Raw genomic sequence first — 23836 nt, 5'->3', positions numbered from 1 at the left:
TCGCGGCCCGGGCGTGGTCCGTGGTACGCACGACGCCCTGTGACCCTTCCCGGCGCTCCCTCGGCGGCCTCGCCGGCGGCGATCTCGCGCGCCGCGCCGCCTCCCCCGCGGCGGCCGGGCGAGGCCGGCGACGGTGAGCTCGTGTTCACGCGCGTCGCGGGCCGCACCGTGATCGAGCGGGCGCTCGCCAGGAGCCCGCTCAGGCTGCTCACCCCGCGCAACCACGGGCAGGCGGCCTGGGTGTTCGTCGCGAGCCTCGGCGGCGGCCTCGTCGGCGGCGACGCGATCTCCCTCGACGTGCGCGTCGCCGGCGGGGCCGCCGCGCTGCTCGGCACCCAGGCGTCGACCAAGGTCTACAGGTCGCCCCTCGGCAGCCGCCAGCGCCTCGACGCCGACGTCGGCGAGGGCGGGCTCCTCGTCGCGATCCCCGATCCCGTCGTCTGCTTCGCGGGCTCGCGGTACGAGCAGCACATCGACGTCGCGCTCGCCGAGGACGCGTCGCTCGTGCTCGTCGACGCGATGACGTCGGGCCGGAGCGCGCGCGGCGAGCGCTGGGCGTTCGACCGGTACGCGTCGCGCGTCCGGGTGCGCCGCGGCGGGCGCGCCGCGCTGCTCGACGCGACGCTCCTCGATCCCGCGCACGGCGCCCTGCTCGAGCGCATGGGGCGCTTCGACGCGCTCGCGACGCTCGTCGTCGCCGGCCCGAGGGCGCGCGGCGCGGCCGAGGCCCTGCTCGCGCCGCGGCCGCCGCCGGGGCGGCGCGCCGATCTGGTCGCGTCCGCGAGCCCGCTCCGGGGCGGCGGCGCCGTCGTGCGCGTCGCGGGCACGGGCGTCGAGCGCGTCGCCGCCTTCGTGCGGGGCGCGCTCGGCTCCCTCGCGGGCGAGCTCGGAGATGACCCGTTTGCGCGGAAGTGGTAGCGTCGCCGCGCTGAAAAGAGAGGGCGGACATGCACCTTGCGCCTCGTGATCTCGACAAGCTCGTGCTGCACGGCGCGGGGTTCCTCGCGCAGAAGCGCCTCGCGCGCGGGCTCCGGCTGAACTACCCGGAGGCGGTCGCGCTCATCGCGACGCAGCTGCTCGAGCTCATCCGCGACGGCCGCAGCGTCGCCGAGCTCATGGACGTCGGCCGCCGCATGCTCGGGCGCGCGCAGGTGATGGCCGGCGTCCCCGAGATGATCGCCGAGGTCCAGGTGGAGGGGACGTTCCCCGACGGCACGAAGCTCGTCACCGTGCACCACCCGATCGCGCTCGAGCAGGGCGATCTCGCGCTCGCGCTCCACGGCAGCTTCCTCCCCGTGCCCGACGCGTCGCTCTTCGCCGCGCGGCCGGAGGACGGGCCGGCGCCGGGCGAGCTGCTCGTCAGGCCGGGCGAGATCGAGCTCTCCCCCGGCCGCCGCCGGCTCACGATGGCCGTGAAGAACCTGGGCGACCGGCCGATCCAGGTGGGCAGCCACTACCCGTTCGCGGAGGCCAACCGCGCGCTCGAGTTCGATCGGGCGGCGGCGAAGGGGATGCGGCTCGACATCCCCGCGGGCACCGCGGTCCGCTTCGAGCCGGGCGACGAGAAGACGGTCACGCTGGTGCAGGTCGCCTCGAGCGCGGCGGACCCGGCGGAGAAGGAGCAGCGGGCATGAGCCACACGATGCAGCGGCGCCACTACGCCGACATCTACGGGCCGACGGTGGGCGACCGCGTGCGGCTCGGCGACACCGGCCTCGTCGCGGAGGTCGAGCGCGACCACACGTCCTACGGCGACGAGTGCAAGTTCGGCGGCGGCAAGGTGCTGCGCGACCGCATGGGGCAGATGGCCGGCGCCTCGAACGACGAGGCGCTCGACTGCGTCATCACGAACGCGCTCATCGTCGACTGGACGGGCGTCTACAAGGCCGACATCGGCGTCAAGCGCGGCCGCATCGCCGGGATCGGCAAGGCGGGCAACCCGGCGGTGATGGTCGGCGTCACGCCGGGGATGATCGTCGGCGTGACCACGGAGGTCATCGCGGCCGAGGGCCTCATCGTGACGGCCGGGGGCATCGACGCGCACATCCATTTCATCTGCCCGCAGCAGGCCCACGAGGCGCTCGCGTCCGGCGTCACCACGTTCATCGGCGGCGGCACGGGCCCGGCGACGGGCACGAACGCGACCACGTGCACGCCGGGCGCGCACCACATCGCGCTGATGCTCCAGGCGACGGACGCCCTGCCGCTCAACATCGGCCTCACGGGCAAGGGGAACACCTCCTCGCCGGAGGGGCTGGTCGAGCAGGTGCGCGCCGGCGCCGTCGGGCTCAAGCTCCACGAGGACTGGGGGACGACCCCGCCCGCGATCGACTGCTGCCTCAGCCTCGCCGAGCACGAGGACATCCAGGTCACGATCCACACCGACACGCTGAACGAGTCGGGCTACGTCGACGACTCCATCGCGGCGTTCAAGGGGAGGACCATCCACACCTACCACTCCGAGGGCGCGGGCGGCGGGCACGCGCCCGACATCCTGCGCGTGTGCGGCGAGCCGAACGTCCTGCCGAGCTCGACGAACCCGACGCGGCCGTACACGGTCAACACGCTCGACGAGCACCTCGACATGCTCATGGTCTGCCACCACCTCGACCGGAACATCCCCGAGGACGTGGCGTTCGCCGAGAGCCGCATCCGCGGCGAGACCATCGCGGCCGAGGACATCCTGCACGACCTCGGCGCCATCAGCATCATCGCGAGCGACAGCCAGGCGATGGGCCGCGTCGGCGAGGTGATCACGCGGACCTGGCAGACGGCGCACAAGATGCGCGAGCAGCGGGGCCGGCTCCCCGAGGAGCAGGGCGACAGCGACAACTTCCGGATCCGCCGCTACGTGGCGAAGTACACGATCAACCCGGCGATCGCGCACGGGATGTCCCACGAGATCGGCTCGGTCGAGCCGGGCAAGCTCGCCGACCTCGTGCTGTGGCGGCCCCAGATGTTCGGCGTGCGGCCGGAGATCGTGATCAAGGGCGGCTTCATCGCCTGGGCGCAGATGGGCGATCCGAACGCCTCGATCCCGACGCCGCAGCCCTACCTCATGCGGCCGATGTTCGGCGCGCTCGGCGGGGCGGTCGGCGAGACGAGCGTCGCGTTCGTCTCGAGCCGCGCGATGGACGAGGGCGTCGTCCGCCGGCTCGGCCTGAAGAAGCGCCTGTCCGCGGTGCGCCGGTGCCGCAAGCTCGGCAAGGCCGACATGCGCCTCAACAACACGCTCCTGCCGATCACGGTCGACCCCGAGACGTACGAGGTGCGCGCCGGCGGCGAGCTCCTCCGCTGCGATCCGGCGAGGGTCCTCCCCCTCGCCCAGCGGTACTCCCTCTTCTGAGGCGGCGGCGCGCGTTCGATGGGCCGCTCCCGCGCTTCCCGGGCACATCGCTCGCTCTCCTCTTCTTCTTCCCTCCCGCGTTCCTCCCCGCGCGCATGAACCGGTGGCTCCTCCTCCAGCTCTCCGACTCCGCGTTCCCGGTCGGGGGGTTCGCGCACTCGGCCGGCCTGGAGGCGGCGGTGCAGCTCGGCGAGGTCGGCCCCGGGCGGGCGCTGTCGTCGTTCGTCGTGGGCGCGCTCTGGCAGGTGGGCCTCGGCGCGCTGCCGTGCGTGCGGGCGGCGCACGAGCGCCCCGGCGACATCGCGGCCATCGACGACGTCTGCGACGCGTTCCTCGTGAACCACGTCGCGAACCGGGCGAGCCGGACCCAGGGCCGCGCGTTCCTCGCGACGAGCGCGCGCGTCTTCCCGTCCGCCGAAGTCCGCCGCCTCGACGCCGCCGTCCGGGCGCGGGAGGCGATCGGCCACCACGCGCCGATGTTCGGCGCCGCGCTCGGGGCGCTCGGCGTCCCGCGCGAGGAGGCGCAGGCCGTCTACCTGCACGCCGCGCTCCGCGGCGTCGTGTCGGCGGCGGTGCGCCTCGGGCTCGTGGGGCCGCTGGAGGCGCAGCGGCTCCAGCTCGACAGCGCGCCGCTCCTCGACGCGGTCCTCGCCGAGTGCGAGGGGCGAGGGCTCGATGAGCTCGCGCAGCCGGCGCCGCTCCTCGACCTGTTCGGCGCGGCGCAGGATCGGCTCTACTCGCGTCTGTTTCAATCGTGAGGTGACGGTATGCACGACCAGGGCGATCACGATCACCACGACGACGTTCACGACCACGACCACGACCACGTTCACGACCACGTTCACGACCACGTTCACGACCACGACCACGGTCGCGACCACGACCACGTTCGCGACCACGGGCACGTGCACGAGAGATGGGAGGGGCCAGGGCTCTTCAGCGAGCGTGAGGGGCCGCGTGATCGCGACTTCAAGGCGCGGGCGTTCACGGTCGGGATCGGGGGGCCGGTCGGCAGCGGCAAGACGGCGCTCGTGCTCGCGCTCTGCCGCGCGCTCCGCGACCGGATGCGGCTCGGCGTCGTCACCAACGACATCTTCACCCAGGAAGACGCCGAGTTCCTGCACCGCCACCAGGCGCTGCCGCCGGAGCGCATCCGCGCGGTCGAGACCGGCGGCTGCCCGCACGCCGCCATCCGCGAGGACATCAGCCACAACCTGGTCGCGCTGGACGACCTCATGGACCGCGTGGCGCCCGAGCTCCTCCTCGTGGAGAGCGGCGGCGACAACCTCGCCGCCCAGTACAGCCGGGAGCTCGTCGATTACACGATCTACGTGATCGACGTCGCCGGCGGGGACAAGGTGCCCCGCAAGGGAGGCCCGGGGATCACCCAGTCGGATCTGCTCGTCATCAACAAGACCGATCTCGCCCCGCACGTCGGCGCCGATCTCGGCGTCATGGAGCGAGACGCCCGCCGGATGCGAGGGGACGGCCCCTTCCTGTTCGCGCAGTGCAACCGCGGCCAGGGCATCCCCGAGATCATCGACCACATCCTCACCGCCATGCGGCGCGCGACGTCCCCAGGCGCCGTGGGACAATAGGCCGTCAGGGGCGCTCCTCCGCGCGCGTCGCGCGCCCACGCGCCGCGCTCTCCCTGCGTGGCGCGCCCCGCGGTCGGCATACCGGACCACATCGGCGCCAGCCGAGCGGCGCCATGTCGTGTCCGGATACGCCGGCAACTCCACATCGCCTTCCCTTTCGCTGATATACGGGTTCTGGTGGAGCTCATGCGGATCGTGGACGGGCCGTAGCGGACGACGAGACGCCCGCCGGAGGGAGCGCGGCGTCGGCCCCGACCGACGGGGCGCCTCTCGCTCGCGGCGGAGCCGGGAGGCGAGGCGGCGCGGCCACCCCTGCAGAGCAAAGGAGGAGGGATCAGTGAGCCAGGCCCGACCCCATGTGCTGGTGGTGGACGCGGAGCAGCGGATCCGCGACAGGCTTGCCGACGAGCTCCGCGAGGGGGGCTTCGACGTCACCTGCGCCGACACCGGGCTCGCGGCGATCGAGCTCGTCAAGGCGCGCCGGTTCGATCTCGCGGTCGCCGACGTCAGGGCGCCCGGCATGGGCGGCCCCGAGACCGTCGCCGCGCTCAAGGCGCTCAGCCCGGATCTCGAGATCCTCGTCGGCGCCACGCGCTCGAGCGCGCAGGCCGCCGTGGAGTGCATGAAGAGCGGGGCGTACGATATCCTCGAGAAGCCCTACGACATCGAGGACATGAAGCGGCGCCTCGGGGCGGCGATGCTGCGGACGCACCTCGACGCCATCGCCGCCGTCCACCAGGCGAGCACCGCCCTCGTCGCGTCGCTCGCGCGCGACGACTTCCCGGAGCGCGCCGTGGATCTGGCGGCCAAGGTCGTCTATACAAGCGCCGCTGCGCTCTCGCTCGCGCTCGATCAGGGGGCCGCGCTGTACCAGGCGGCCTCCGGCGTCGCGGTGTCTCCGGCGCTCGTCGCCCGGCTCGCCGCCCAGGCCGAGGGCGCGCCCGCCCCCGTCCGGCTGTCCGCGGACGAGGCGCCCGAGCTGCTCTGCACCGCCGAGGGCGACCGCTTCGGCGCCGCCATCGCGGCGCCGCTGCGCCTGGGCGAGCGCGCGTTCGGCGGCCTCGTGGTGCTCCGCGACGAGCGCCTGCCCGCGTTCACCAGCCAGGAAGAGCAGGCCATCGGCATCTTCGCCATCGAGCTCGCGCTCGCGCTCCACGGCCACGCGGCGCCGCGCGCGCGAGGCCCGCGCGCCGCCTGACCTCCGGCCCGGCGGCCAGCGCGCTGCCCACGCCCGGCGGCGCGCCTCCGCGACCGGCGCAGGACCGCGGCGAGGGCCGCGATCCGCGGCCGAGACGCCCGAAAAATCTTCCGCGATCCGCCCGAGATTCCCTCTGGCGAACGCGCACACGCCCCACTAAAGGAGGGGAGCGATGAGCTCCACTGCTGCCCCATCGACTCTCCCCTCCAGGGCCCAGCGCGTCGCGCTCTTCTACCGGGATCTCGTCGGCAAGAAGTTCGCGATGGCGCTGAGCGGCGTCATCTTCTTCGGCTACGTCATCGGCCACATGGCCGGCAACCTCCAGATCTTCATGGGCCGGCAGAAGATCAACGATTATGCGGCCTTCCTCCACGGGACGCCCTCGCTGCTCTGGGGGACGCGGATCGTCCTCCTCCTCGCTTTCATCGTCCACGTCTACACCGGCATCACGCTCGCGCAGCACAGCCGCGCCGCGCGGCCGGTCCGCTACCAGGTGAAGGGGCAGCGGCACCCGAACGTCGCCGCGCGCACGATGCTGCTGAGCGGCCTCGTGGTCGGCGCCTTCATCGTCTATCACCTGCTCCACCTGACGACGGGCACCGTGCACCCGGACTTCGTGCCGCTCGCCCCGTACGAGAACCTCGTCAACGGGTTCCAGCAGACGCCCGTGGCCATTGCTTACATCGTGGCGGTGAGCCTGCTCGGGCTGCACCTCTACCACGGCGCGTGGAGCATGTTCCAGTCGATGGGCGTGAGCCACCCGCGCTACACGCCGGTGCTCAGGAAGCTCGCCGTCGTGTCGTCGATCCTGCTCGTCGTCGGCTTCTCCTCCGTCCCGCTGGCCGTCATGACCGGCCTGGTCCGCTGAGCCCGGAGCGCCCCCCACCATGCAGCTCAACGCCAAGATCCCCGAAGGTCCCATCGAGAAGAAGTGGGACCAGCACCGCTTCAACCTGAAGCTCGTCAACCCGGCGAACAAGCGGAAGTACACGATCATCGTGGTCGGCACCGGCCTCGCCGGGGGCGCCGCGAGCGCCACCTTGGCCGAGCTCGGCTACAACGTGAAGACGTTCTGCTTCCAGGACTCGCCGCGCCGCGCCCACAGCATCGCCGCCCAGGGCGGCATCAACGCCGCGAAGAACTACCAGAACGACGGCGACAGCATCTACCGCCTCTTCTACGACACCGTGAAGGGCGGCGACTACCGCGCGCGCGAGGCCAACGTGTACCGGCTCGCGCAGATCAGCGTGAACATCATCGACCAGTGCGCCGCCCAGGGCGTGCCGTTCGCGCGCGAGTACGGCGGCGTGCTCGCGAACCGCTCCTTCGGCGGCGCCCAGGTGTCGCGGACGTTCTACGCGCGCGGGCAGACGGGGCAGCAGCTCCTCCTCGGCGCCTACCAGGCGCTCGAGCGGCAGATCGGCCTCGGCAAGGTGAAGATGTACCCGCGCACCGAGATGCTCGATCTCATCGTCATCGACGGCAAGGCGCGCGGCATCGTCACCCGCAACCTGATCACGGGCGCGCTCGACACGCACCTCGCCGACGCGGTCGTGCTCGCCTCGGGCGGCTACGGCAACGTCTTCTTCCTCTCGACGAACGCGAAGGGGTCGAACGCGACGGCCATCTGGCGGGCGCACAAGCGCGGCGCGCTCTTCGGCAACCCCTGCTTCACCCAGATCCACCCGACGTGCATCCCGGTCTCGGGCGACTACCAGTCGAAGCTGACGCTCATGAGCGAGTCGCTCCGGAACGACGGCCGCATCTGGGTGCCGAAGAACCCGGGCGACACCCGCGCGCCGGCGAGCATCCCGGAGGACGAGCGGGACTACTACCTCGAGCGCCGCTACCCGAGCTTCGGCAACCTCGTGCCGCGCGACGTCGCGTCGCGCGCGGCGAAGGCGGTGTGCGACGAGGGCCGCGGCGTCGGGCCGACCCGGCTCGGCGTGTACCTCGACTTCTCGGACGCCATCCGGCGCCTCGGCAAGCCGGCCATCGCCGAGCGCTACGGCAACCTCTTCGACATGTACGAGCGCATCACCGGCGACGACCCGTACACCGTCCCGATGCGCATCTACCCGGCGATCCACTACACGATGGGCGGGCTCTGGGTCGACTACAACCTGATGAGCACGATCCCCGGCATGTTCGTGCTCGGCGAGGCGAACTTCTCCGACCACGGCGCGAACCGCCTCGGGGCGAGCGCGCTGATGCAGGGGCTGGCCGACGGCTACTTCATCATCCCCTACACCATCGGCGACTACCTGGCCTCGACGAAGCTCGAGCGGATCGACGACGCCCACGCCGCGGTGCGCGACGCCGAGCGCGCGGCGAGCGACCGGCTGAACCGGCTGCTCCAGACGAACGGCTCGCGCACGGTCGACTCGTTCCACCGCGAGCTCGGCAAGATCATGTGGGAGCACTGCGGGATGGCGCGCAACGCGTCCGGGCTCAAGGGCGCGATCGCGCGGATCCCGGAGCTCCGGGAGCAGTTCCACCGCGACGTGCGCGTCTCGGGCACGGGGTCCGGCCTGAACCAGGAGCTCGAGAAGGCGGGGCGCGTCGCCGACTTCTTCGAGCTCGCCGAGCTCATGTGCCGCGACGCGCTCCACCGCGAGGAGTCGTGCGGCGGGCACTTCCGCGAAGAGCACCAGACGCCCGAGGGCGAGGCGAGGCGCGACGACGACAACTTCGCCTACGCCGCCGCCTGGGCCTGGAAGGGGGAGGGGCAGGCGCCCGAGCTCTTCAAGGAGCCGCTCCAGTTCAACGAGGTTCACCTCACCCAGCGGAGTTACAAATAATGCGCCTCACGCTTCATGTCTGGCGGCAGAAGGGCAAGTACGAAGCGGGCCGGTTCGTCACCTACGAGGTGCCCGACGTCAGCGAGCACATGTCCTTCCTCGAGATGCTCGACGTGCTCAATCAGCGGCTCATCCAGAAGGGCGAGGAGCCGATCGCGTTCGATCACGACTGCCGCGAGGGCATCTGCGGCATGTGCGGCTTCATGATCAACGGCCAGGCGCACGGCCCGCTCCGGGGGACGACCGTGTGCCAGCTGCACATGCGGCACTACAAGGACGGCGACGTGCTGTGGCTCGAGCCGTGGCGCGCCGCCGCGTTCCCCGTCGTGAGCGATCTCGCGGTCGACCGCAGCGCGTTCGATCGGATCATCGCGGCGGGCGGCTACGTCTCGGTGCCCACGGGCAGCGCGCCGGACGCGAACGCCATCCCCGTGCCGAAGCCGATCGCCGAGCGCGCCATGGACGCGGCGGCGTGCATCGGCTGCGGCGCCTGCGTCGCGTCGTGCCCGAACGCGTCCGCCTCGCTCTTCACGGGGGCGAAGCTCACCCACCTGAACCTCCTGCCGCAGGGGCAGCCGGAGCGCGATCAGCGCACCCTCAACATGGTGGGGCAGATGCGCGCGGAGAGCTTCGGCCACTGCACGAACGTCGGCGAGTGCGAGGCGGTCTGCCCGAAGGAGATCTCGCTCGACGTGATCGCGCAAATGAACCGGGACTACCTGCGCGCGACGCTGCGCCACCGCGACGTGCAGGCCAAGAGCGGCACCGGCTGATCCGCGGCGGCGCCGCTCGCCGCGCCGCCGCGCCGCCGCTCGCCGCGGCGCCGCGCCGCCGCGCACCCCCGGCGGTCCTCCTTCCCTCCCCGCCCCTCCGCATCCTCCGCGTCCCTCCGCTTCGTCGCAGCACCTCCGCTTCGTCGCAGCACCTCCGCTTCGTCGCAGCACCTCCGCTTCGTCGCAGCACCTCCGCTTCGTCGCAGCACCTCCGCTTCGTCGTAGCACCTCCGCTTCTCCCCCTTCCCTGCCCGGCCGCGCAAACCTCGCCCGCTCCCGTCGCGAGCGCGACGATCCGTCACGACCGGCCCCGGCGCCCCGCAGCGGTCGCCCCGTGGGCCGCGGCCGCGCGCCGCGCGCCACCGACGCGCCCTGCCCGCGACGGCCAAGGCGCGCCCCGCCATCCTCGCCGCCGTACGGTGCGCCCCTCCGTGCCCGCAGGCGGCGACGCCGCCACCCCGGGGCGCCGCGCCCCCCTCCCTGCGCCACGCCATGACGGGCACGCCCTGGCTCCCCCCGCCGACCCCCCGCCCATCCCACCTCCACGGCGGCCCCTGAACCCTGCCCCCTCCGCCTCCAATTTCACCCATAGAGCAAAAATCTACACCGCGCCCGTGGATGGGCTTCCAGGTAATTCCCTAGTGCGGGCTCAGGGACTTCCTAAACGCTCTTCGGTCCCAGGAGACCTCCGTACGGGGACACGCGGGATAAACACTCGGCATGTTTCAAGAACCTCTCGTCGCGACTCGCGCCCACGCGAGTGAGCACTTTCCTAATTCGACGAACCTCGGACACTCCAGTACCAGCGCAACCGACGAAGAGGGCGTGACGATCTCCCGCGCGGGGAAGAAACGTGTCAGGGTCAACGACCGCTCGTTCGAGCTCGCTAGTTCGAACAACATCGAAAATTGTCCCGAACGGGATTGCACGTCATAAGACAATTGTGGTGACCCCACACCATGTCGTAGACTAGGTGCAACTTAGAACGCCGCAGCGAGGGGGGGGCATCCCGCTGCGAGCGAGTCAAGGTTCGAGTTCGATCAGCTCTCTCTACAACGGAGCCGGTTCAGGGGGGGCCGGCGGTAGGGGGGCCGAGCTGCATTCGCGGCGGCCGCTCTCTCAGCGGATCGGCAGGATCCGTCTTCATCATGGGAACGACGCGCATCGACCGCAGACCCGACGTGCATGTCCGCGCGACGCGCCGACCGGCGCCTCTCTGGCGCCGCTCGGGCCACGCGGCGGCGCAGGCACACCTCCAGCGACGACGCGGCGCTGATGCGGGAGTTCGATCATCAGACCAGGTCTCTTTCACGAGTGAAGAAGCAGGAGGGAACTTCATGAGCAGCTGCATCGACGGCCTTAACCTGCATCCGAAGAGCGTCCACGATGCTGCCGTTGTTCTCGACACCGTGACGGACCGGCTCGTCGCCGCGGGCGATCCGCGGGCGGCATTCACCGACGTCTACGGGATCGTCACGCGCGCTGTCGCCGCGCAAGTGGAGCGGCCCGATGGCATGTTCCTCGAGCCGTCGTGGATCTCTCGCCTGGCCGGCCGATTCTGCGAGCGTTACCTCGCGACGTTCCGCTGGTGCGAGCAGGGCGCGGCCCAGGACTGCGGCGCGTGGCGCATCGCGTACGCGAGCGCGTCATCGCGCCTGGCGCTGCCCGTGCAGAACGCGCTGCTCGGGTTCAACGCCCACATCAACTACGATCTGGTCTTCGGCATCCACGCGACCATCATCGAGTTCGGGCACGACCGCGACCCGAGGATGCTCGCGCGCCTCAAGCACGATCACGATCAGGTCAATACGCTCCTCCGCGGCGCGGTCGTCGAGGCGCTCGCGCGCCTCTACGGCCGTCACGGGTGCCGGATGAGCGGGATCCTCCACAACTTCGCCCCGGAGCTCGCGACCCGCATCGCCATGGAGCTGCTCTCGCGCTGGCGCGAGAGCGTCTGGACCGACGTCCTGGCCCTGCTCGCCGCGCGCCGGGCGAGCGACCGGGCTGCGCTGTCCGCCGGCATCGACCAGCGCTCCACGCGCGTCGCGCAGCTGCTCGCGCTGCCGTCGCTCCACCACGCGCAGCGGCCCATGCTCCGCGCCCTGTCAAGCGCCGCGTGAGCGGGGTGGACCGAAACCCGAGCCCGCCCCCGTCGTACAATGAGGCATGAGCAAGCTCCCCAAGGAGCCGTCCGCAGGCGAGATCACCCCGCCGGCCCTCTACCTGCGGCGGCGCGAGCTCCTGAAGAACGCAGCGCTCTTCGCCGGCACCGCCTCGGCCATCGGCGGCGGCCTGGTCTGGCTCACGGGCCGAGATGCGGGCTCATCCGGCGCCGCCGGGGCGGAGGCACCCGGGGGGGACGCCGTGCCGCTCACCGACGCGCGCCCCCCGGGGGACGCGTCGACGCGCGCCGAGGCGGGTGAGACGAAGGGGAGATCGTCGTTCGTCACCGACGAAGCCCGGACCCCCTACGAGGACATCATCTCCTACAACAACTTCTACGAGCTCGGCCTGAGCAAGTCCGCGCCGGCCGCCAACGCCGGCCGCCTCAGGCTTCGCCCCTGGGCGATCTCGGCCGACGGCGAGCTCAAGAGGCCCCAGATCATCGATCTCGACACCCTCCTCAGGTGGTTTCCCCTGGAGGAGCGCGTCTATCGGATGCGCTGCGTCGAGGCGTGGTCGATGGTGATCCCGTGGCTCGGCTTCCCGCTGGCCGCGCTCCTCAAGCGGCTCGAGCCGACGTCCCGCGCCCGCTATGTCCAGTTCACCACGCTGCTCGATCCGGAGCAGCTCCCCGGCCAGAAGAGCCGCGTCCTCGACTGGCCTTATGTCGAGGGCCTGCGCATCGACGAGGCGATGCACCCGCTCACGATGCTGGCCGTCGGGATTTACGGCAAGACGCTGCTCGGCCAGAACGGAGCCCCCATTCGCCTGGTGGTCCCGTGGAAATACGGGTTCAAGGGGTGCAAATCGATCGTGAGGATCGAGCTCACCGAGCGCCGGCCGCGGACCACCTGGAGCGAGGCCGCGCCGGACGAGTACGGGTTCTATGCGAACGTGAACCCCGCGGTGGATCACCCGCGCTGGAGCCAGGCGACCGAGCGGAGGATCGGCGAGCTCAGACGTCGGCCCACGCTGCCGTTCAACGGCTATGCGGAGGAGGTCGCGGGCCTGTACAGCGGCATGGATCTCCGGGAGAACTTCTGATGACGAGCTCGCCGGCCAAGGCTGTGTCCCCGCTGCGCGCCGGGGCGCCGGCGGGTCGGAAGCTGCCCTGGCTCGAACCGGCGGTCGTCACCGGCGGCCTCATCCCGCTCGCGGTGCTCGGCCTGCGCGCCGCGACCGGGGCGCTCGGCGCAAACCCCGTCGCCGAGGCGCTGAACCAGCTCGGCCTCCTCGCCCTCGTGCTGCTCATCGCCTCGCTCGCGGCCACGCCGCTCCAGCGCATCTCGGGGTGGACCTTCCCCGTCCGCATCCGCAAGGCGCTCGGGCTGCTCTCCTTCTTCTATGCGTGCGCGCACTTCCTGACCTACGCGACCCTCGATCAGGGGCTCGCCTTACCGGCGATCGTCGCGGACATCACCGAGCGCCCCTTCCTCCTCGTCGGCTTCGTCGCGCTCGTCCTGCTCGTCCCGCTGGCGGCGACGTCGACCGCGCGCATGCTGAAGCGACTCGGCTTCGCGCGCTGGAAGCGCCTGCACCGCCTCGCGTACGTCGCCGCTGTCCTCGGGGTCGCGCACTACTTCCTCCGCGTGAAGAAGGACACGACCGAGCCCTTGATCTACGCGGCGCTCCTCGCGGCGCTCTTCGCCGTGCGCATCGCGAGCGCCGTCCTCCCGCCCGGGGGGCGCGATCACGGCACCGCCGGCGGGCTCCCGCGCAGCATGAAATAGATGAGCACCCCCGTCACCGACACGTAGAGCCAGAGGGGCAGCGTCACCTTCGCGACCCGGGCGTGCCTCGCGAAGCCCCCCTTGAAGGCGAAGTAGAACGACGTCAGCGCGAGCGGCACGATCCCGATCGAGAGCACGATGTGCGAGATGAGGATCACGAAGTAGACGACGCGGAGCGGCCCGGTGCCCTGGTACTTCGTGTCGCCGTGGACGAAGTGGTAGGCGAGGTAGCCGACGAGGAACAGCGCCGAGGCGGCGAACGCCGAGACCATCAGGTACTTGTGCACGACCATCGCGCGGCGCTTGATGGCGATGAAGCCGGCGACGAGCAGCGTGGCCGCCGTGGCGTTCAGCGCGGCGTTCAGCGGCGGCATGAAGCGGAGGTCGGCGCCGCCCGCGCCCCGCCGGAAGATCAGGATGTAGGCCAGGAACGCGAGCGCGCCCGCGGAGAGCGCGGCGTTGAAGAGGTAGAACGCTCGGTCGCTGGTGCGGGTGAGCAGGCCGACGGGCTTCAGGGGGCTCGAGGCGTGGGTCGACATCGCGCGGTCCATACCAGAGGAGCGCCCCGAGCGCGATCGACGGCGGGCGAGCGGGCGCGAGCGCTCGCCGACCACGCGCCGCGCGCCGCGCTCCCGTACGGCTAGCCCGCGCTCGGCGCCCTCCCGATCGGCGCCGGGCTCCGATCCGCGTCCCGGAGCGGCTCGCGCATGGTCACGAGCTCCTCGGCGGCCGTGGGGTGGATGCCGATCGTGGCGTCGAGCTGCGCCTTGGTCGCGCCGCACTTCAGCGCGACGGCGAAGCCCTGGATGATCTCGCCGGCGTCCGGGCCGACCATGTGGACGCCGAGCACCCGGTCGGTCACGCGATCGACGATGAGCTTCATCATCGTCCTCTCCTCGCGCCCGGAGAGGGTGTGCTTGAGCGGGCGGAAGACCGACAGGAAGACGGTGACGTCGTGGTGCTCGCGCGCCTGCGCCTCGGAGAGGCCGACCGTGCCGACGTTCGGCTGGCTGAAGACGGCCGTCGGGATGCCGGCGTAGTCCATGCGCACGCGCTCGCCCCGGAAGAGCATCCTCGAGAGCGCCATCGCCTCGGCGATGGCCACGGGCGTGAGCTGCACCCGGGAGATCACGTCGCCGATCGCGTAGATCGACGGGACCGAGCTCTGGAACACGTCGTCCACGACGACCGCGCCGTCCGCGTCGAGCTTCACCCCGACCTCCTCGAGGCCGAGCCCCTTCGTGTTCGGGACGCGCCCGGTCGCGTACAGCACGCAGTCGGCGGCGAGCTCGGCGCCGTCGGCGAGCGTCGCGCAGAGCTCCGCGCCGCGCCGCTCGATCCGCTCGACGCTCGCGCCCAGGCGGAGATCCAGCCCCTTCTTCTGGATCTCCGCGGCGAGGAACGCCCGGATGTCGTCGTCGAAGCCGCGCAGGAGGTGCACGCCGCGGTGGATCAGCGACACGCGGGCGCCGAGCCCGTGCAGGATCCCGGCCAGCTCGACCGCGATGTAGCCGCCCCCGACGAGGAGCGCGCGGCGCGGCAGGGCGTCGAAGTGGAACGCCTCGTTGGAGGTGATCGCGTGCTCGCGGCCCGGGATGTCGGGGATCCAGGGGTGGCTGCCGGTCGCGACGAGGATGCGCTCGGCGGTGATCCGGGCGCCGTCGATCTCGACCGCGTGCGGATCCACGACCCGGGCGCGGCCCCAGCGGAGGTCGGCGCCCGCGTTCTTCAGGAGCCGCTCGTACACGCCGTTCAGGCGCTCGATTTCCCGGTTCTTGTTGCGGAGGAAGGTCGGCCAGTCGAACGAGGGCCCGGCCTCCGCGCCCCCGTCCGCCCCGCCGCCGCGGCCGGGCACCTTCCAGCCGTAGCCGGCGGCGTCCTCGAAATCCTCGGCGTAGTGCGACGCGTAGACGAGGAGCTTCTTCGGGATGCACCCCACATTGACGCAGGTGCCGCCGAGGTAGCGCGACTCGGCGATCGCGACCCGGGCGCCGTACGAAGCGGACATGCGGGCTGCGCGCACGCCGCCGGAGCCGGCGCCGATGACGAACAGATCGTAATCGTACTTGGACATGGTCGACGACTATGGCCCACCTTGGGCGTGATCGCCGCGCAGCGTACACCGCCTCCGGGGCGGCGGGGATTCTGCTACGGTCCCGCCGTTGCGCTCCTCGACCCACCCCGGCCCCCTGGGCGCCGCGCGCTCGCACGACGGCGATCTGCCCGCGCGGCGGGGACCGCTCTCCTCGCGCGCTGTGCGGCGCGCGAGGCGCGCCCTGCCCTTCGCCCTCGCGGTCGCGCTCGTCGCCGCGGTGCTCGGCCGCCTCGACCACGGCGCCTTCCTGGCGGCCCTGTCGCGCGTCGACGCCCCGCTCTTCGGCGCGTCCGCGGCCCTCTTCGTCCTCGCGCTCCTCGCCGCCGACACGTTCGCGACCGTCCTCGTCTACCGCCGCTCCATCGCCCGCGTCGCCTTCCGCGATTTCTTCGTGCTCCGCGGCGCCTCCTACCTCCCGTCGCTCCTCAATCACCACGTCGGCCAGGCGTTCATCACGGTCTTCCTCTCCCGCGCCCACGGCGTCCCGCTCGCGCGCGCCGCGGGCGCGACGCTCGTGGTCTACGCCTCCTGGCTCGGCTGCCTGCTCCTCCTGGGCGCGCTCGCCTTCCCCGCGAACGGCGGGTCGCTCGCCGGGTCCGCGCTGCTGCTCGCCGCCGGCGCGCTCTACCTCGCCCTGCTCGCGCTGCGGCCCGCCCGGCTCGCGCGCACCCGGCTCCTCGCCCCGCTCTTCGAGGCGGGGGTGCGCGGCCACCTCGTCGCCCTCGCCGCGCGCGTGCCGCACCTCGTCGTCCTGTTCGCGGGCACCTGGCTGCCGTTCTGGTTCTTCGACGTCCGCATCCCCCTCGGCGCGGCCCTCACCTACATCCCGATCCTGATGGTCGCGGTGACGCTCCCCCTCACGCCGCAGGGCTTCGGCACGCGGGACGTGCTCGCGGTCGCGCTCTTCGAGGGCTTCGCGGCCGGCGTCACCCGCGAGGAGCGCCTGGCCGCGATCGCTGCGTCCACGACGGCATGGGCCGTGGCCCTCACCCTGGTCGAGGCCGCGCTCGGCCTGGCCCTGCTCCGCGTCGCCCTGCCCCGCATGGAGGCGAAGGGCGCCGCGGAAGCTGCCCAGGAGCCGGCATGACGCGGATCAACGCGGCTCGTCACGCGGCGCTGGCGCGCCCTCGATCCATGAACACGCGGCGCTGGCGCGCCCTCGATCCATGAAAAGGGCCGACCGGACGAATTTCGAGCGAGCCGCTGCGCATCCCGGTGCACTCGCGGCCGGTCTTGATGTATGTTCCTGTTGCACATAGCAGCTCTGACCTGCTCGCGCTGGGCGATCCGTCATGAAGAATCTCTATCGCTTCCTCGCCTCTTCCGATCACGGCGTCGCCCGGGCGGCGCGCCACGTGCGCCGCGAGCTCCGCGGCCTCACGCTGCCCGCGCCCCGGCCGGTCGTCGTCCCCGTGCGCCTCGCGTACGAGGCGGCGCGTGATCTCTACTACTACGGATCTCGCGTGCTCGTCTGCGAGCCGATCTTCAAGTCGTACTGCACCCGGTACGGCAAGGGTGTCCGGACGGGGACGTTCATCCACTTCATTCAGGGGCGGGGGAACATCGTCCTTGGCGACAACGTGGTGCTCGACGGCAAGATCAATTTCACCTTTGCCGCGCGGTTCTCGGACAGCCCGACCCTGACGATCGGCGACGACACCGGGCTCGGACACGAGTGCAGGATCGTCGTCGCCAAGTCGATCACCATCGGCAAGCACTGCCGGATCGCGTCGGGCGTGCACATCCTCGACTCGAGCGGTCACCCGAGCGAGCCGGAGGCCCGGAAGCAGGGGCTGCCGCCCCCGGACAGCGAGGTGCGGCCCGTCGTCATCGAGGACAACGTCTGGATAGGCGCCCGGGCCATGATCTTCCCCGGCGTCACGATCGGCGAGGGCAGCGTGGTCTCGGCGGGCTCGGTGGTCCTCGCCGACGTCCCCCCCTACACGGTGGTGGCCGGCAATCCGGCCCGCAGGGTGGCGTCCCTCCGGGCCGAGCCGGCGCAGCGCGCCGGGTCGGCGGGGGCTCGCCTCGACGCGAGCAGCGCGAACGGCGCGGGCGCCCGAGCCGCGGACCACGCGGCCCGAAAGAGCTCGCTTCCTCCGGACAGCGTATCTTAACCACCCTGGAGCTCCTCAATGGCGACCGAGATGGATCAGGTGATCGAGGTCATCGTCACGATTGGCAACCTGCCCGCAACGATCGGGCCCGACGACGACATCTATGACGCGGGGTTCTCGTCGATTCGAGCGCTTCAGCTCCTCACCGAGCTGGAGGATCGGTTCAATGTGGCCCTCCCCGACGACAGGTTCAGCCTCGCCCGCACCCCGCGCGCGCTGAGCGGGTTGATCCAGGAGCTCGCCTCGTGAGGAAGATCGTCACCGTCGAGCTCGCCACGCCCGCGACGGAGATGGCGCAGGAGGAGATCCCGAAGCAGATCGCCTTCCTGTCGAAGGACATCGCGAACATCCGGTTCGTCCGCGGCGGCGCGGCGCTCGAGTTCGAGGCGCCGGAGGAGGGCGCGGGGGATCTCGCCCGGGCGGCCGAGGGGATCGCGCGCACCATGCAGCGCAGCCTGCGGCAGCTCACGCGGAAGCTCGTGTACCGCAGCCCCGCGTGCGACCGGGTGGAGTTCCGCGGCGGCGGGCTCCCCGCCGGGATCACGCAGATGGGGCAGGGTCAGGTCGCCCTCGAGGGGCTCCCGCTGCGGCTCTACCGCTACTTCGATCGCACGCTGGAGGCGCTCGGCGCGCCGTTCTCGCCGAGCCCGATCCTCGTGCCGACGTTGATCCCGGCCACGACGCTCGCGAAGTGCGACTACTTCCGCTCCTTCCCCCACATCGTGACCTTCGCGTGCCACCTGCCGGAGGACATGCCGCGCATCGAGGATTTCCGGGCGCGGCACCAGGACCGGGACACGCTCGACGAGCGCGCGCTGGGCGACATGACGCAGCCGGAGGTCTGCCTCTCGCCGGCGGTCTGCTACCACGTCTACGCGGCGAACCGGGACCGGGTGCTGCCGCCGGGCGGCGCGCGCTACGCGCTCGCGGGCCGCTGCTTCCGCTACGAGTCGAGCAAGATGGTCGACCTCCGGCGGCTGTGGGAGTTCACGATGCGCGAGATCGTGTTCCTCGGGTCGCGGGAGGGCGTGCTCGCGCTGCGCGAGCAGGGGAACGAGATCGTGGCGCGCTACCTCGACGAGCACGAGCTGGCCGGCGAGATCCGGACGGCGAGCGATCCGTTCTTCATCGCGCCGGATGCCGCCGCCAAGACGTACTTCCAGATCAGCAGCGAGACGAAATACGAGATCTCGCTGATGCTGCCGGAGGACGAGCGGGTGGCGGCGGGGTCGTTGAACTACCACACCGACTTCTTCGGCCGCGCGTTCCAGTGCACCGTCGACGGCGCGGGGCCGATGCACAGCGTGTGCATCGCGTTCGGGCTGGAGCGGTGGGTGTACGCGTTCCTCGCCCAGCACGGCCACGATCCGGCCCGCTGGCCGGACATCGTGCGTCGCGCCCCGGAGATGGCGGGCCTCTGAGCCCCCGAAGGGCCGCGCCACCCCCAGGGGCAGCACCAGGCTGGGCTGTTCCCTTTCCGGCGCGTTCCTGCGAGGCTCGCACGTCATGCAGATCGAGCGCGTCGATCCCTTGGCCGTGGCGGAGGAGGCCAGCCTCGTCCTGCGCGAGGCCTGGCCGCCTCCCGTCCTCCATTACACGGCCGACTACCTGAGATGGCAGCTCGGCTTCCCCGGCGCGGCGCCGCTGGCCGTGCTCGCGCGCGAGGGCGGTGAGCCGGCCGGCTTCATCGGCGTCGCGCCGCGCCGCTTCCGCTTCCGGGGCGTGACGTCGGACGGGTATCTGCTCTCGTTCCTGAGCGTGCGCCCGAAGTTCCGGGGACAGGGGCTGGCGGGCAGGCTGTACGCGGAGGTCTTCTCCGGCGTCCGGGCGTCCGGCTTGCCGACGGTCGTGTTCGTGGAGGCGCGCTCCGCGCCCGCGCAACACCTGCTCGCCAAGGCGGTGGAGCGGGCCGGGCTCTCGATGAAGCGGCTCGCCGCGTGCCAGAACCACGGGTTCGTGCCCAGGGCCGGCGCCGCGCCGCCGCGGGCCGGCGCCGCGCCGGCCGCGGACCTCGACGACGTGCTCGCGGCGATGGCGGCGTGCCGCGACGAGCGCGTGCTCTGGGCGGCGCCGGACGCGGCGCAGCTCGAGCACAGCCTGCGCGATCCGCGGCCTCGCCGGCTGCTGCGGGTCGAGGAGGCAGGCCGGACGGTGGGGGCCGCGGCGGTGTTCCTGTCGGAGATCGCGACGGCCCGCGGGATCGAGCTGGTGCCGACGGTCGACGCGATCTTCCTGCCCGAGCCGACCGCCGATCGGGTCGCGGCGGTGCTGCGCGCGACCTCGGAGGCGTTCGCCGGACAGGCGACCGTGCCGGCGGTGAGCGCGCCGAACCTCGCCGCCCTCCCCCCGGAGCACCTCAGGCCGGCCGGCGCGCGGCCGACGGGCGCGACGTTCGACGCGTTCGTCGTGCGCTCCCCGGGAGGGCAACCCGGGGGACCGTGGGGCGACGCCGAGGTGACCAACCTCGAGATCGTCTGAGACCGGGGCGAGGCACAGGCAGCCATCCCGGCCACTGCCACCAATCTCTCGCCGCCGCGGGGCGCCCCCGACCGTGACCTCCGCGGCGCCGCGGCGTCCAGGATCGCCCGTACGGACCGCAGGAGGGCAGCGCGGCACATGCCCGACCGAGACGTGGGTCAGGGGCTCCCTCATCCGCGCCGCGTCTCCCCGACGCCGGCGCTCCGTCAGGGCCCGACAGGAGCGGAGCTCGGTCGAAACATTCGAGATCCACACGGCACCTCGACGTGCTCATCCGTTCGAGCACCGAGCCTTCGAGATCCCCACGGCACCTCGACGTGCTCATCCGCTCGAGCGCCGCTGTGCTCCGACACCGCAACATCATCATGCGCCGTTCAGCTCGCTCCCGGGAAGCGCGATGACACGCCCCCGGAGGGGAATTCCGCGGCGCGCGGGCGCGCTCTGGTGCGCTCGGCGTGGGCGCCTCCGGCGCGGGGGACCATCCTCCCGAGCGCGCGGCGTCCGGCGCGACGCGCGCGGAGCGTGCCCGCGCTCGCCGCGGCGTAGGACCGATCGGCGGCGGGAGGTGGTCGCGTTCGGGGGGCTCACCTCCGGGGCTTGCGCTCCGGCGGGCCCCTTTTGTGGCCCGCCTGCACGAAAGCCCCTCCGGTGAGCCCCCCGAACGCGACCACCTCCCGCCCGCGCGGGGCCGGTCGTCACCCGGCCCTTGCATTTGTCGATCGCATTGGATGTTCTCTGGCCTCCATGGGCGAGCACCGACGAACCATCGAGCACGAGCGACTCGAGCAGGACGCGAACCGGCAAGCGCAGTGGAAGCGCTGGGGCCCGTACCTCTCCGAGCGCCAGTGGGGCACCGTGCGGGAGGACTACTCCGCTCACGGCGACTGCTGGAGCTATTTTCCCCACGACCAGGCCCGGAGCCGCGCCTACCGCTGGGGCGAGGACGGCCTGCTCGGCATCTGCGACCGAAAGGCCCGGCTGTGCTTCGCGCTCGCGCTGTGGAACGGCCGCGACCCCATCCTCAAGGAGCGGCTCTTCGGCCTGACCGGCCCGGAGGGCAACCACGGCGAGGACGTCAAGGAGTGCTACTTCTACGTCGACTCGACGCCGACGCACTCCTACCTGAAGGGCCTGTACAAGTACCCGCAGGCCGAGTTCCCCTACCGGTGGCTGGTCGAGGAGAACCGGCGCCGCGGTCGGAAGCAGCCCGAATTCGAGCTCGCCGACACCGGCGTCTTCGACGAGGACCGCTACTTCGACGTCCAGGTCGAGTACGCAAAGGCATCTCCGGACGACCTCCTGATCCGCGTCACGATCCACAACCGGTCCTCGGAGCCTGCGTCGATCGACGTGCTGCCGACCCTCTGGTTCCGGAACACCTGGTCGTGGAATCGAACCGGGGAGGGGTACTCCGGGCGGCGGCCGGAGCTCTGGCAGGCGGCGGCGGGCGTCGTCTGCGCGGAGCACGAGGCGCTCGGCAGGATGAGGCTCCACGCCGAGGGCGAGCCGGAGCTGCTCTTCACCGACAACGAGACCAACGCCGAGCGGCTCTTCGGCGCGGCGTCCCGATCGCCCTACCGGAAGGACGCCTTCCACGAGCACATCATCCGCGGCGCGCAGGGCGCGGTGAACCCGGCGAAGCGCGGCACCAAGGCGGCGGCGCATTACCGCCTGAGCGTGCCCGCGAGGGGCCATGTCGTGCTGAGGCTCCGGCTCGTGGCCGAAGGCGAGGCCCCCGAGGCGCCGTTCGGCGCGGGGTTCGACGCGATCTTCGACGCGCGCATCGCGGAGGCGGACGACTTCCACGACAGCATCGCGCCCGCGGGCCTGCCCCCCGAGGAGCGCGCGGTCGTCCGCCAGGCGTACGCGGGGCTGCTCTGGTCGAAGCAGTTCTATCACTACGTGGTCGGCGAGTGGCTGGAGGGGGATCCGCCGATCCTGCCGCCGGAGTCGAGGAAGCACGGGCGCAACGCCGACTGGAAGCACGTCTACAACCGCGACGTGATCTCGATGCCGGACAAGTGGGAGTACCCCTGGTACGCGGCGTGGGACCTCGCGTTTCACATGATCCCGTTCGCCCGGCTGGATCCCACGTTCGCGAAGGAGCAGCTGCTCCTGTTCCTCCGCGAGTGGACCATGCACCCGAACGGGCAGCTGCCTGCCTACGAGTTCGCGCTGGGCGACGTCAACCCGCCGGTCCACGCCTGGGCGGCGTGGCGCGTGTACAAGATCGCGGCGCGCCGCGGCGAGCGCGACCGGGCGTTCCTCCAGCGCGTGTTCCAGAAGCTCTTGCTCAACTTCACCTGGTGGGTCAACCGCAAGGACGAGGAGGGCAACAACCTCTTCTCCGGCGGCTTCCTCGGGCTCGACAACATCGGCGTCTTCGACCGCTCGCGGGCGCTGCCGACGGGCGGCACGCTGGAGCAGGCCGACGGGACGGCGTGGATGGCGTTCTTCTGCGGCACGATGCTGTCCATGGCGCTCGAGCTCGCGCACGAGGACCCGGTGTACGAGGACATGGCGACCACGTTCTTCGGTCGCTTCATCGCCATCGTGGACGCGATGAACTCCTTCGGGGGCAGCGGCCTCTGGGACGAGCACGACGGCTTCTACTACGATCAGCTCCACGTGGACGGCCGCGTGGTGCCGCTCCGGACCCGATCGATGGTCGGCGTGATCCCGCTGTTCGCGGTCGAGGTCCTCGAGGACGAGACGATAAACCGCCTGCCCGGCTTCCGGAAGCGGATGAGCTGGTTCCTCGAGAACCGCCGGGATCTCGCGCGCCACATCGCGTACCTCGAGGGGCACCACGGGCGCCGGCTGCTCGCCGTGCCGTCGCGGGAGCGGCTCCAGCGGGCGCTGCGTTACGTGCTCGACGAGTCGGAGCTCCTGTCCCCGTACGGCGTGCGCTCGCTCAGCCGCCATCACCTGCATCACCCGTACTCGCTCCAGGTGAACGGGGAGGTCTACACGGTCGCGTACACCCCGGGAGACTCGGACACCGGGCTCTTCGGCGGCAACTCCAACTGGCGAGGTCCGGTCTGGTTCCCGCTGAACTTCCTGCTCGTCGAGGCGCTGGAGCGGTATCACCATTTCTACGGGGACACGCTCCGCGTGGAGTGCCCCACGGGCTCGGGCCGCTTCATGACCCTCGACGAGGTGGCCGGCGAGCTGTCGCGCCGACTGGCCTCGCTGTTCCTGCCGAGACAGGACGGCTCCCGGCCGTGCCACGGCGCCGACCCGCGCTTCGCCTCGGACCCTCACTGGAAGGATCTCGTGCTCTTCAGCGAGTATTTCAACGGCGACGACGGGCGCGGGGTCGGGGCCAGCCATCAGACGGGCTGGACGGCGCTCGCCGCCCGCTTCATCGAAGGCTGCGCGAACCGGCGCCCGGCGTGAACGCCGCGGGGCGCGCGCCGCGACGACACCGCGGAAAGGTGAGCGGATGTCCGGAGATCTCGGTCCGAGGCGGGGAATCGGCGCAATCCGCCGCAGCGAACGAGGAGACCTGTCCGGCGAAAAGGCGATTTTCGCGGT

The 23836-nt window shown here is 71.7% G+C and carries 20 protein-coding genes; 18 read left to right on the top strand and 2 right to left on the bottom strand.

What is annotated here, in order from left to right:
* The first annotated feature begins 39 nt into the window (after positions 1–39).
* The 12 genes from WMF31_RS07855 (at position 40) to WMF31_RS07800 (ending at position 13609) form a co-directional block, all read left to right on the top strand.
* The gene (locus tag WMF31_RS07855; protein WP_436601335.1) at positions 40–918 is read left to right on the top strand and encodes an urease accessory protein UreD; all 879 of its coding nucleotides are present in this window, start codon (positions 40–42) and stop codon (positions 916–918) included.
* A 29-nt stretch (positions 919–947) separates the two neighbouring features.
* Positions 948–1634: an urease subunit gamma gene (gene ureA, locus WMF31_RS07850; protein ID WP_436601334.1), complete on the top strand. Its 687-nt coding sequence runs from the start codon at positions 948–950 to the stop codon at positions 1632–1634.
* Positions 1631–3346, top strand: a complete 1716-nt coding sequence (gene ureC, locus WMF31_RS07845) for an urease subunit alpha (protein WP_436601333.1) — start codon at positions 1631–1633, stop codon at positions 3344–3346. The genes ureA and ureC overlap by 4 nt, the downstream gene beginning before the upstream one ends.
* A gap of 95 nt (positions 3347–3441) precedes the next feature.
* Positions 3442–4104, top strand: coding sequence for an urease accessory protein UreF (locus tag WMF31_RS07840; protein WP_436601332.1), 663 nt, complete (start codon positions 3442–3444; stop codon positions 4102–4104).
* Between the two features lie 9 nt (positions 4105–4113).
* Positions 4114–4944 carry an urease accessory protein UreG gene (gene ureG / locus WMF31_RS07835; RefSeq protein ID WP_436601331.1) on the top strand — a complete coding sequence of 277 codons (831 nt, stop codon included), beginning with the start codon at positions 4114–4116 and terminating at the stop codon, positions 4942–4944.
* A 337-nt stretch (positions 4945–5281) separates the two neighbouring features.
* Entirely contained in the window at positions 5282–6142 is an 861-nt protein-coding gene (locus tag WMF31_RS07830) for a response regulator (protein WP_436601330.1), read from the top strand.
* 172 nt (positions 6143–6314) lie between these two features.
* Entirely contained in the window at positions 6315–7010 is a 696-nt protein-coding gene (locus WMF31_RS07825; protein WP_129352237.1) for a succinate dehydrogenase cytochrome b subunit, read from the top strand.
* A gap of 19 nt (positions 7011–7029) precedes the next feature.
* On the top strand, positions 7030–8943 hold the full coding sequence (locus WMF31_RS07820; protein WP_436601329.1) for a fumarate reductase/succinate dehydrogenase flavoprotein subunit: 1914 nt from the start codon (positions 7030–7032) through the stop codon (positions 8941–8943).
* Positions 8943–9716 carry a succinate dehydrogenase/fumarate reductase iron-sulfur subunit gene (locus WMF31_RS07815; RefSeq protein WP_436601328.1) on the top strand — a complete coding sequence of 258 codons (774 nt, stop codon included), beginning with the start codon at positions 8943–8945 and terminating at the stop codon, positions 9714–9716. The genes WMF31_RS07820 and WMF31_RS07815 overlap by 1 nt, the downstream gene beginning before the upstream one ends.
* A 1337-nt stretch (positions 9717–11053) precedes the next feature.
* Complete coding sequence (locus WMF31_RS07810) at positions 11054–11836, top strand: DUF5995 family protein (protein ID WP_436601327.1); 783 nt, start codon at positions 11054–11056, stop codon at positions 11834–11836.
* Positions 11837–11882: 46 nt separating this feature from the next.
* On the top strand, positions 11883–12923 hold the full coding sequence (msrP, locus tag WMF31_RS07805) for a protein-methionine-sulfoxide reductase catalytic subunit MsrP (RefSeq protein WP_436601326.1): 1041 nt from the start codon (positions 11883–11885) through the stop codon (positions 12921–12923).
* Complete coding sequence (locus tag WMF31_RS07800) at positions 12923–13609, top strand: sulfite oxidase heme-binding subunit YedZ (RefSeq protein WP_436601325.1); 687 nt, start codon at positions 12923–12925, stop codon at positions 13607–13609. Before msrP ends, WMF31_RS07800 begins: the two co-directional genes overlap by 1 nt.
* Here WMF31_RS07800 and WMF31_RS07795 read toward each other — a convergent pair.
* Positions 13570–14160: a DUF420 domain-containing protein gene (locus WMF31_RS07795; protein WP_436601324.1), complete on the bottom strand. Its 591-nt coding sequence runs from the start codon at positions 14158–14160 to the stop codon at positions 13570–13572. The two genes, WMF31_RS07800 and WMF31_RS07795, sit on opposite strands and share 40 nt — an antisense overlap.
* An 89-nt stretch (positions 14161–14249) precedes the next feature.
* Positions 14250–15683 (bottom strand): glutathione-disulfide reductase, encoded by a 1434-nt coding sequence (gor, locus tag WMF31_RS07790; protein ID WP_436601323.1) that lies wholly within the window; start codon positions 15681–15683, stop codon positions 14250–14252.
* A gap of 88 nt (positions 15684–15771) precedes the next feature.
* Here gor and WMF31_RS07785 point away from each other — a divergent pair, with 88 nt between their 5' ends.
* The 6 genes from WMF31_RS07785 (at position 15772) to WMF31_RS07760 (ending at position 23698) form a co-directional block, all read left to right on the top strand.
* Positions 15772–16791, top strand: coding sequence for a lysylphosphatidylglycerol synthase domain-containing protein (locus tag WMF31_RS07785; RefSeq protein ID WP_436601322.1), 1020 nt, complete (start codon positions 15772–15774; stop codon positions 16789–16791).
* A gap of 205 nt (positions 16792–16996) precedes the next feature.
* On the top strand, positions 16997–17821 hold the full coding sequence (locus WMF31_RS07780; protein ID WP_436601321.1) for an acyltransferase: 825 nt from the start codon (positions 16997–16999) through the stop codon (positions 17819–17821).
* A gap of 18 nt (positions 17822–17839) precedes the next feature.
* The gene (locus WMF31_RS07775) at positions 17840–18070 is read left to right on the top strand and encodes an acyl carrier protein (RefSeq protein WP_129352257.1); all 231 of its coding nucleotides are present in this window, start codon (positions 17840–17842) and stop codon (positions 18068–18070) included.
* Entirely contained in the window at positions 18067–19242 is a 1176-nt protein-coding gene (locus WMF31_RS07770; protein WP_436601320.1) for a hypothetical protein, read from the top strand. Before WMF31_RS07775 ends, WMF31_RS07770 begins: the two co-directional genes overlap by 4 nt.
* A gap of 85 nt (positions 19243–19327) precedes the next feature.
* The gene (locus WMF31_RS07765; protein ID WP_436601319.1) at positions 19328–20299 is read left to right on the top strand and encodes a GNAT family N-acetyltransferase; all 972 of its coding nucleotides are present in this window, start codon (positions 19328–19330) and stop codon (positions 20297–20299) included.
* 744 nt (positions 20300–21043) lie between these two features.
* Positions 21044–23698: an MGH1-like glycoside hydrolase domain-containing protein gene (locus tag WMF31_RS07760; RefSeq protein ID WP_436601318.1), complete on the top strand. Its 2655-nt coding sequence runs from the start codon at positions 21044–21046 to the stop codon at positions 23696–23698.
* Positions 23699–23836 lie beyond the last annotated feature (138 nt).

It is taken from the genome of Sorangium sp. So ce1036, assembly GCF_051369805.1.
GTDB lineage: Bacteria > Myxococcota_A > Polyangia > Polyangiales > Polyangiaceae > Sorangium > Sorangium cellulosum_F.
Note: the sequence above shows the minus strand (reverse complement) of the source record. Positions and strands in the feature narration are given on the sequence as shown.

Coding starts and splice junctions, on each gene's coding strand:
- WMF31_RS07840 (WP_436601332.1), top strand. CDS start 3,442: ATGAACCGGTGGCTCCTCCTCCAGCTCTCCGACTCCGCGTTCCCGGTC.
- WMF31_RS07820 (WP_436601329.1), top strand. CDS start 7,030: ATGCAGCTCAACGCCAAGATCCCCGAAGGTCCCATCGAGAAGAAGTGG.
- WMF31_RS07775 (WP_129352257.1), top strand. CDS start 17,840: ATGGCGACCGAGATGGATCAGGTGATCGAGGTCATCGTCACGATTGGC.
- WMF31_RS07760 (WP_436601318.1), top strand. CDS start 21,044: ATGGGCGAGCACCGACGAACCATCGAGCACGAGCGACTCGAGCAGGAC.
- WMF31_RS07765 (WP_436601319.1), top strand. CDS start 19,328: ATGCAGATCGAGCGCGTCGATCCCTTGGCCGTGGCGGAGGAGGCCAGC.
- gor (WP_436601323.1), bottom strand. CDS start 15,683: ATGTCCAAGTACGATTACGATCTGTTCGTCATCGGCGCCGGCTCCGGC.
- ureC (WP_436601333.1), top strand. CDS start 1,631: ATGAGCCACACGATGCAGCGGCGCCACTACGCCGACATCTACGGGCCG.
- WMF31_RS07810 (WP_436601327.1), top strand. CDS start 11,054: ATGAGCAGCTGCATCGACGGCCTTAACCTGCATCCGAAGAGCGTCCAC.
- ureG (WP_436601331.1), top strand. CDS start 4,114: ATGCACGACCAGGGCGATCACGATCACCACGACGACGTTCACGACCAC.
- WMF31_RS07800 (WP_436601325.1), top strand. CDS start 12,923: ATGACGAGCTCGCCGGCCAAGGCTGTGTCCCCGCTGCGCGCCGGGGCG.
- ureA (WP_436601334.1), top strand. CDS start 948: ATGCACCTTGCGCCTCGTGATCTCGACAAGCTCGTGCTGCACGGCGCG.
- WMF31_RS07815 (WP_436601328.1), top strand. CDS start 8,943: ATGCGCCTCACGCTTCATGTCTGGCGGCAGAAGGGCAAGTACGAAGCG.
- WMF31_RS07825 (WP_129352237.1), top strand. CDS start 6,315: ATGAGCTCCACTGCTGCCCCATCGACTCTCCCCTCCAGGGCCCAGCGC.
- WMF31_RS07795 (WP_436601324.1), bottom strand. CDS start 14,160: ATGGACCGCGCGATGTCGACCCACGCCTCGAGCCCCCTGAAGCCCGTC.
- WMF31_RS07780 (WP_436601321.1), top strand. CDS start 16,997: ATGAAGAATCTCTATCGCTTCCTCGCCTCTTCCGATCACGGCGTCGCC.
- msrP (WP_436601326.1), top strand. CDS start 11,883: ATGAGCAAGCTCCCCAAGGAGCCGTCCGCAGGCGAGATCACCCCGCCG.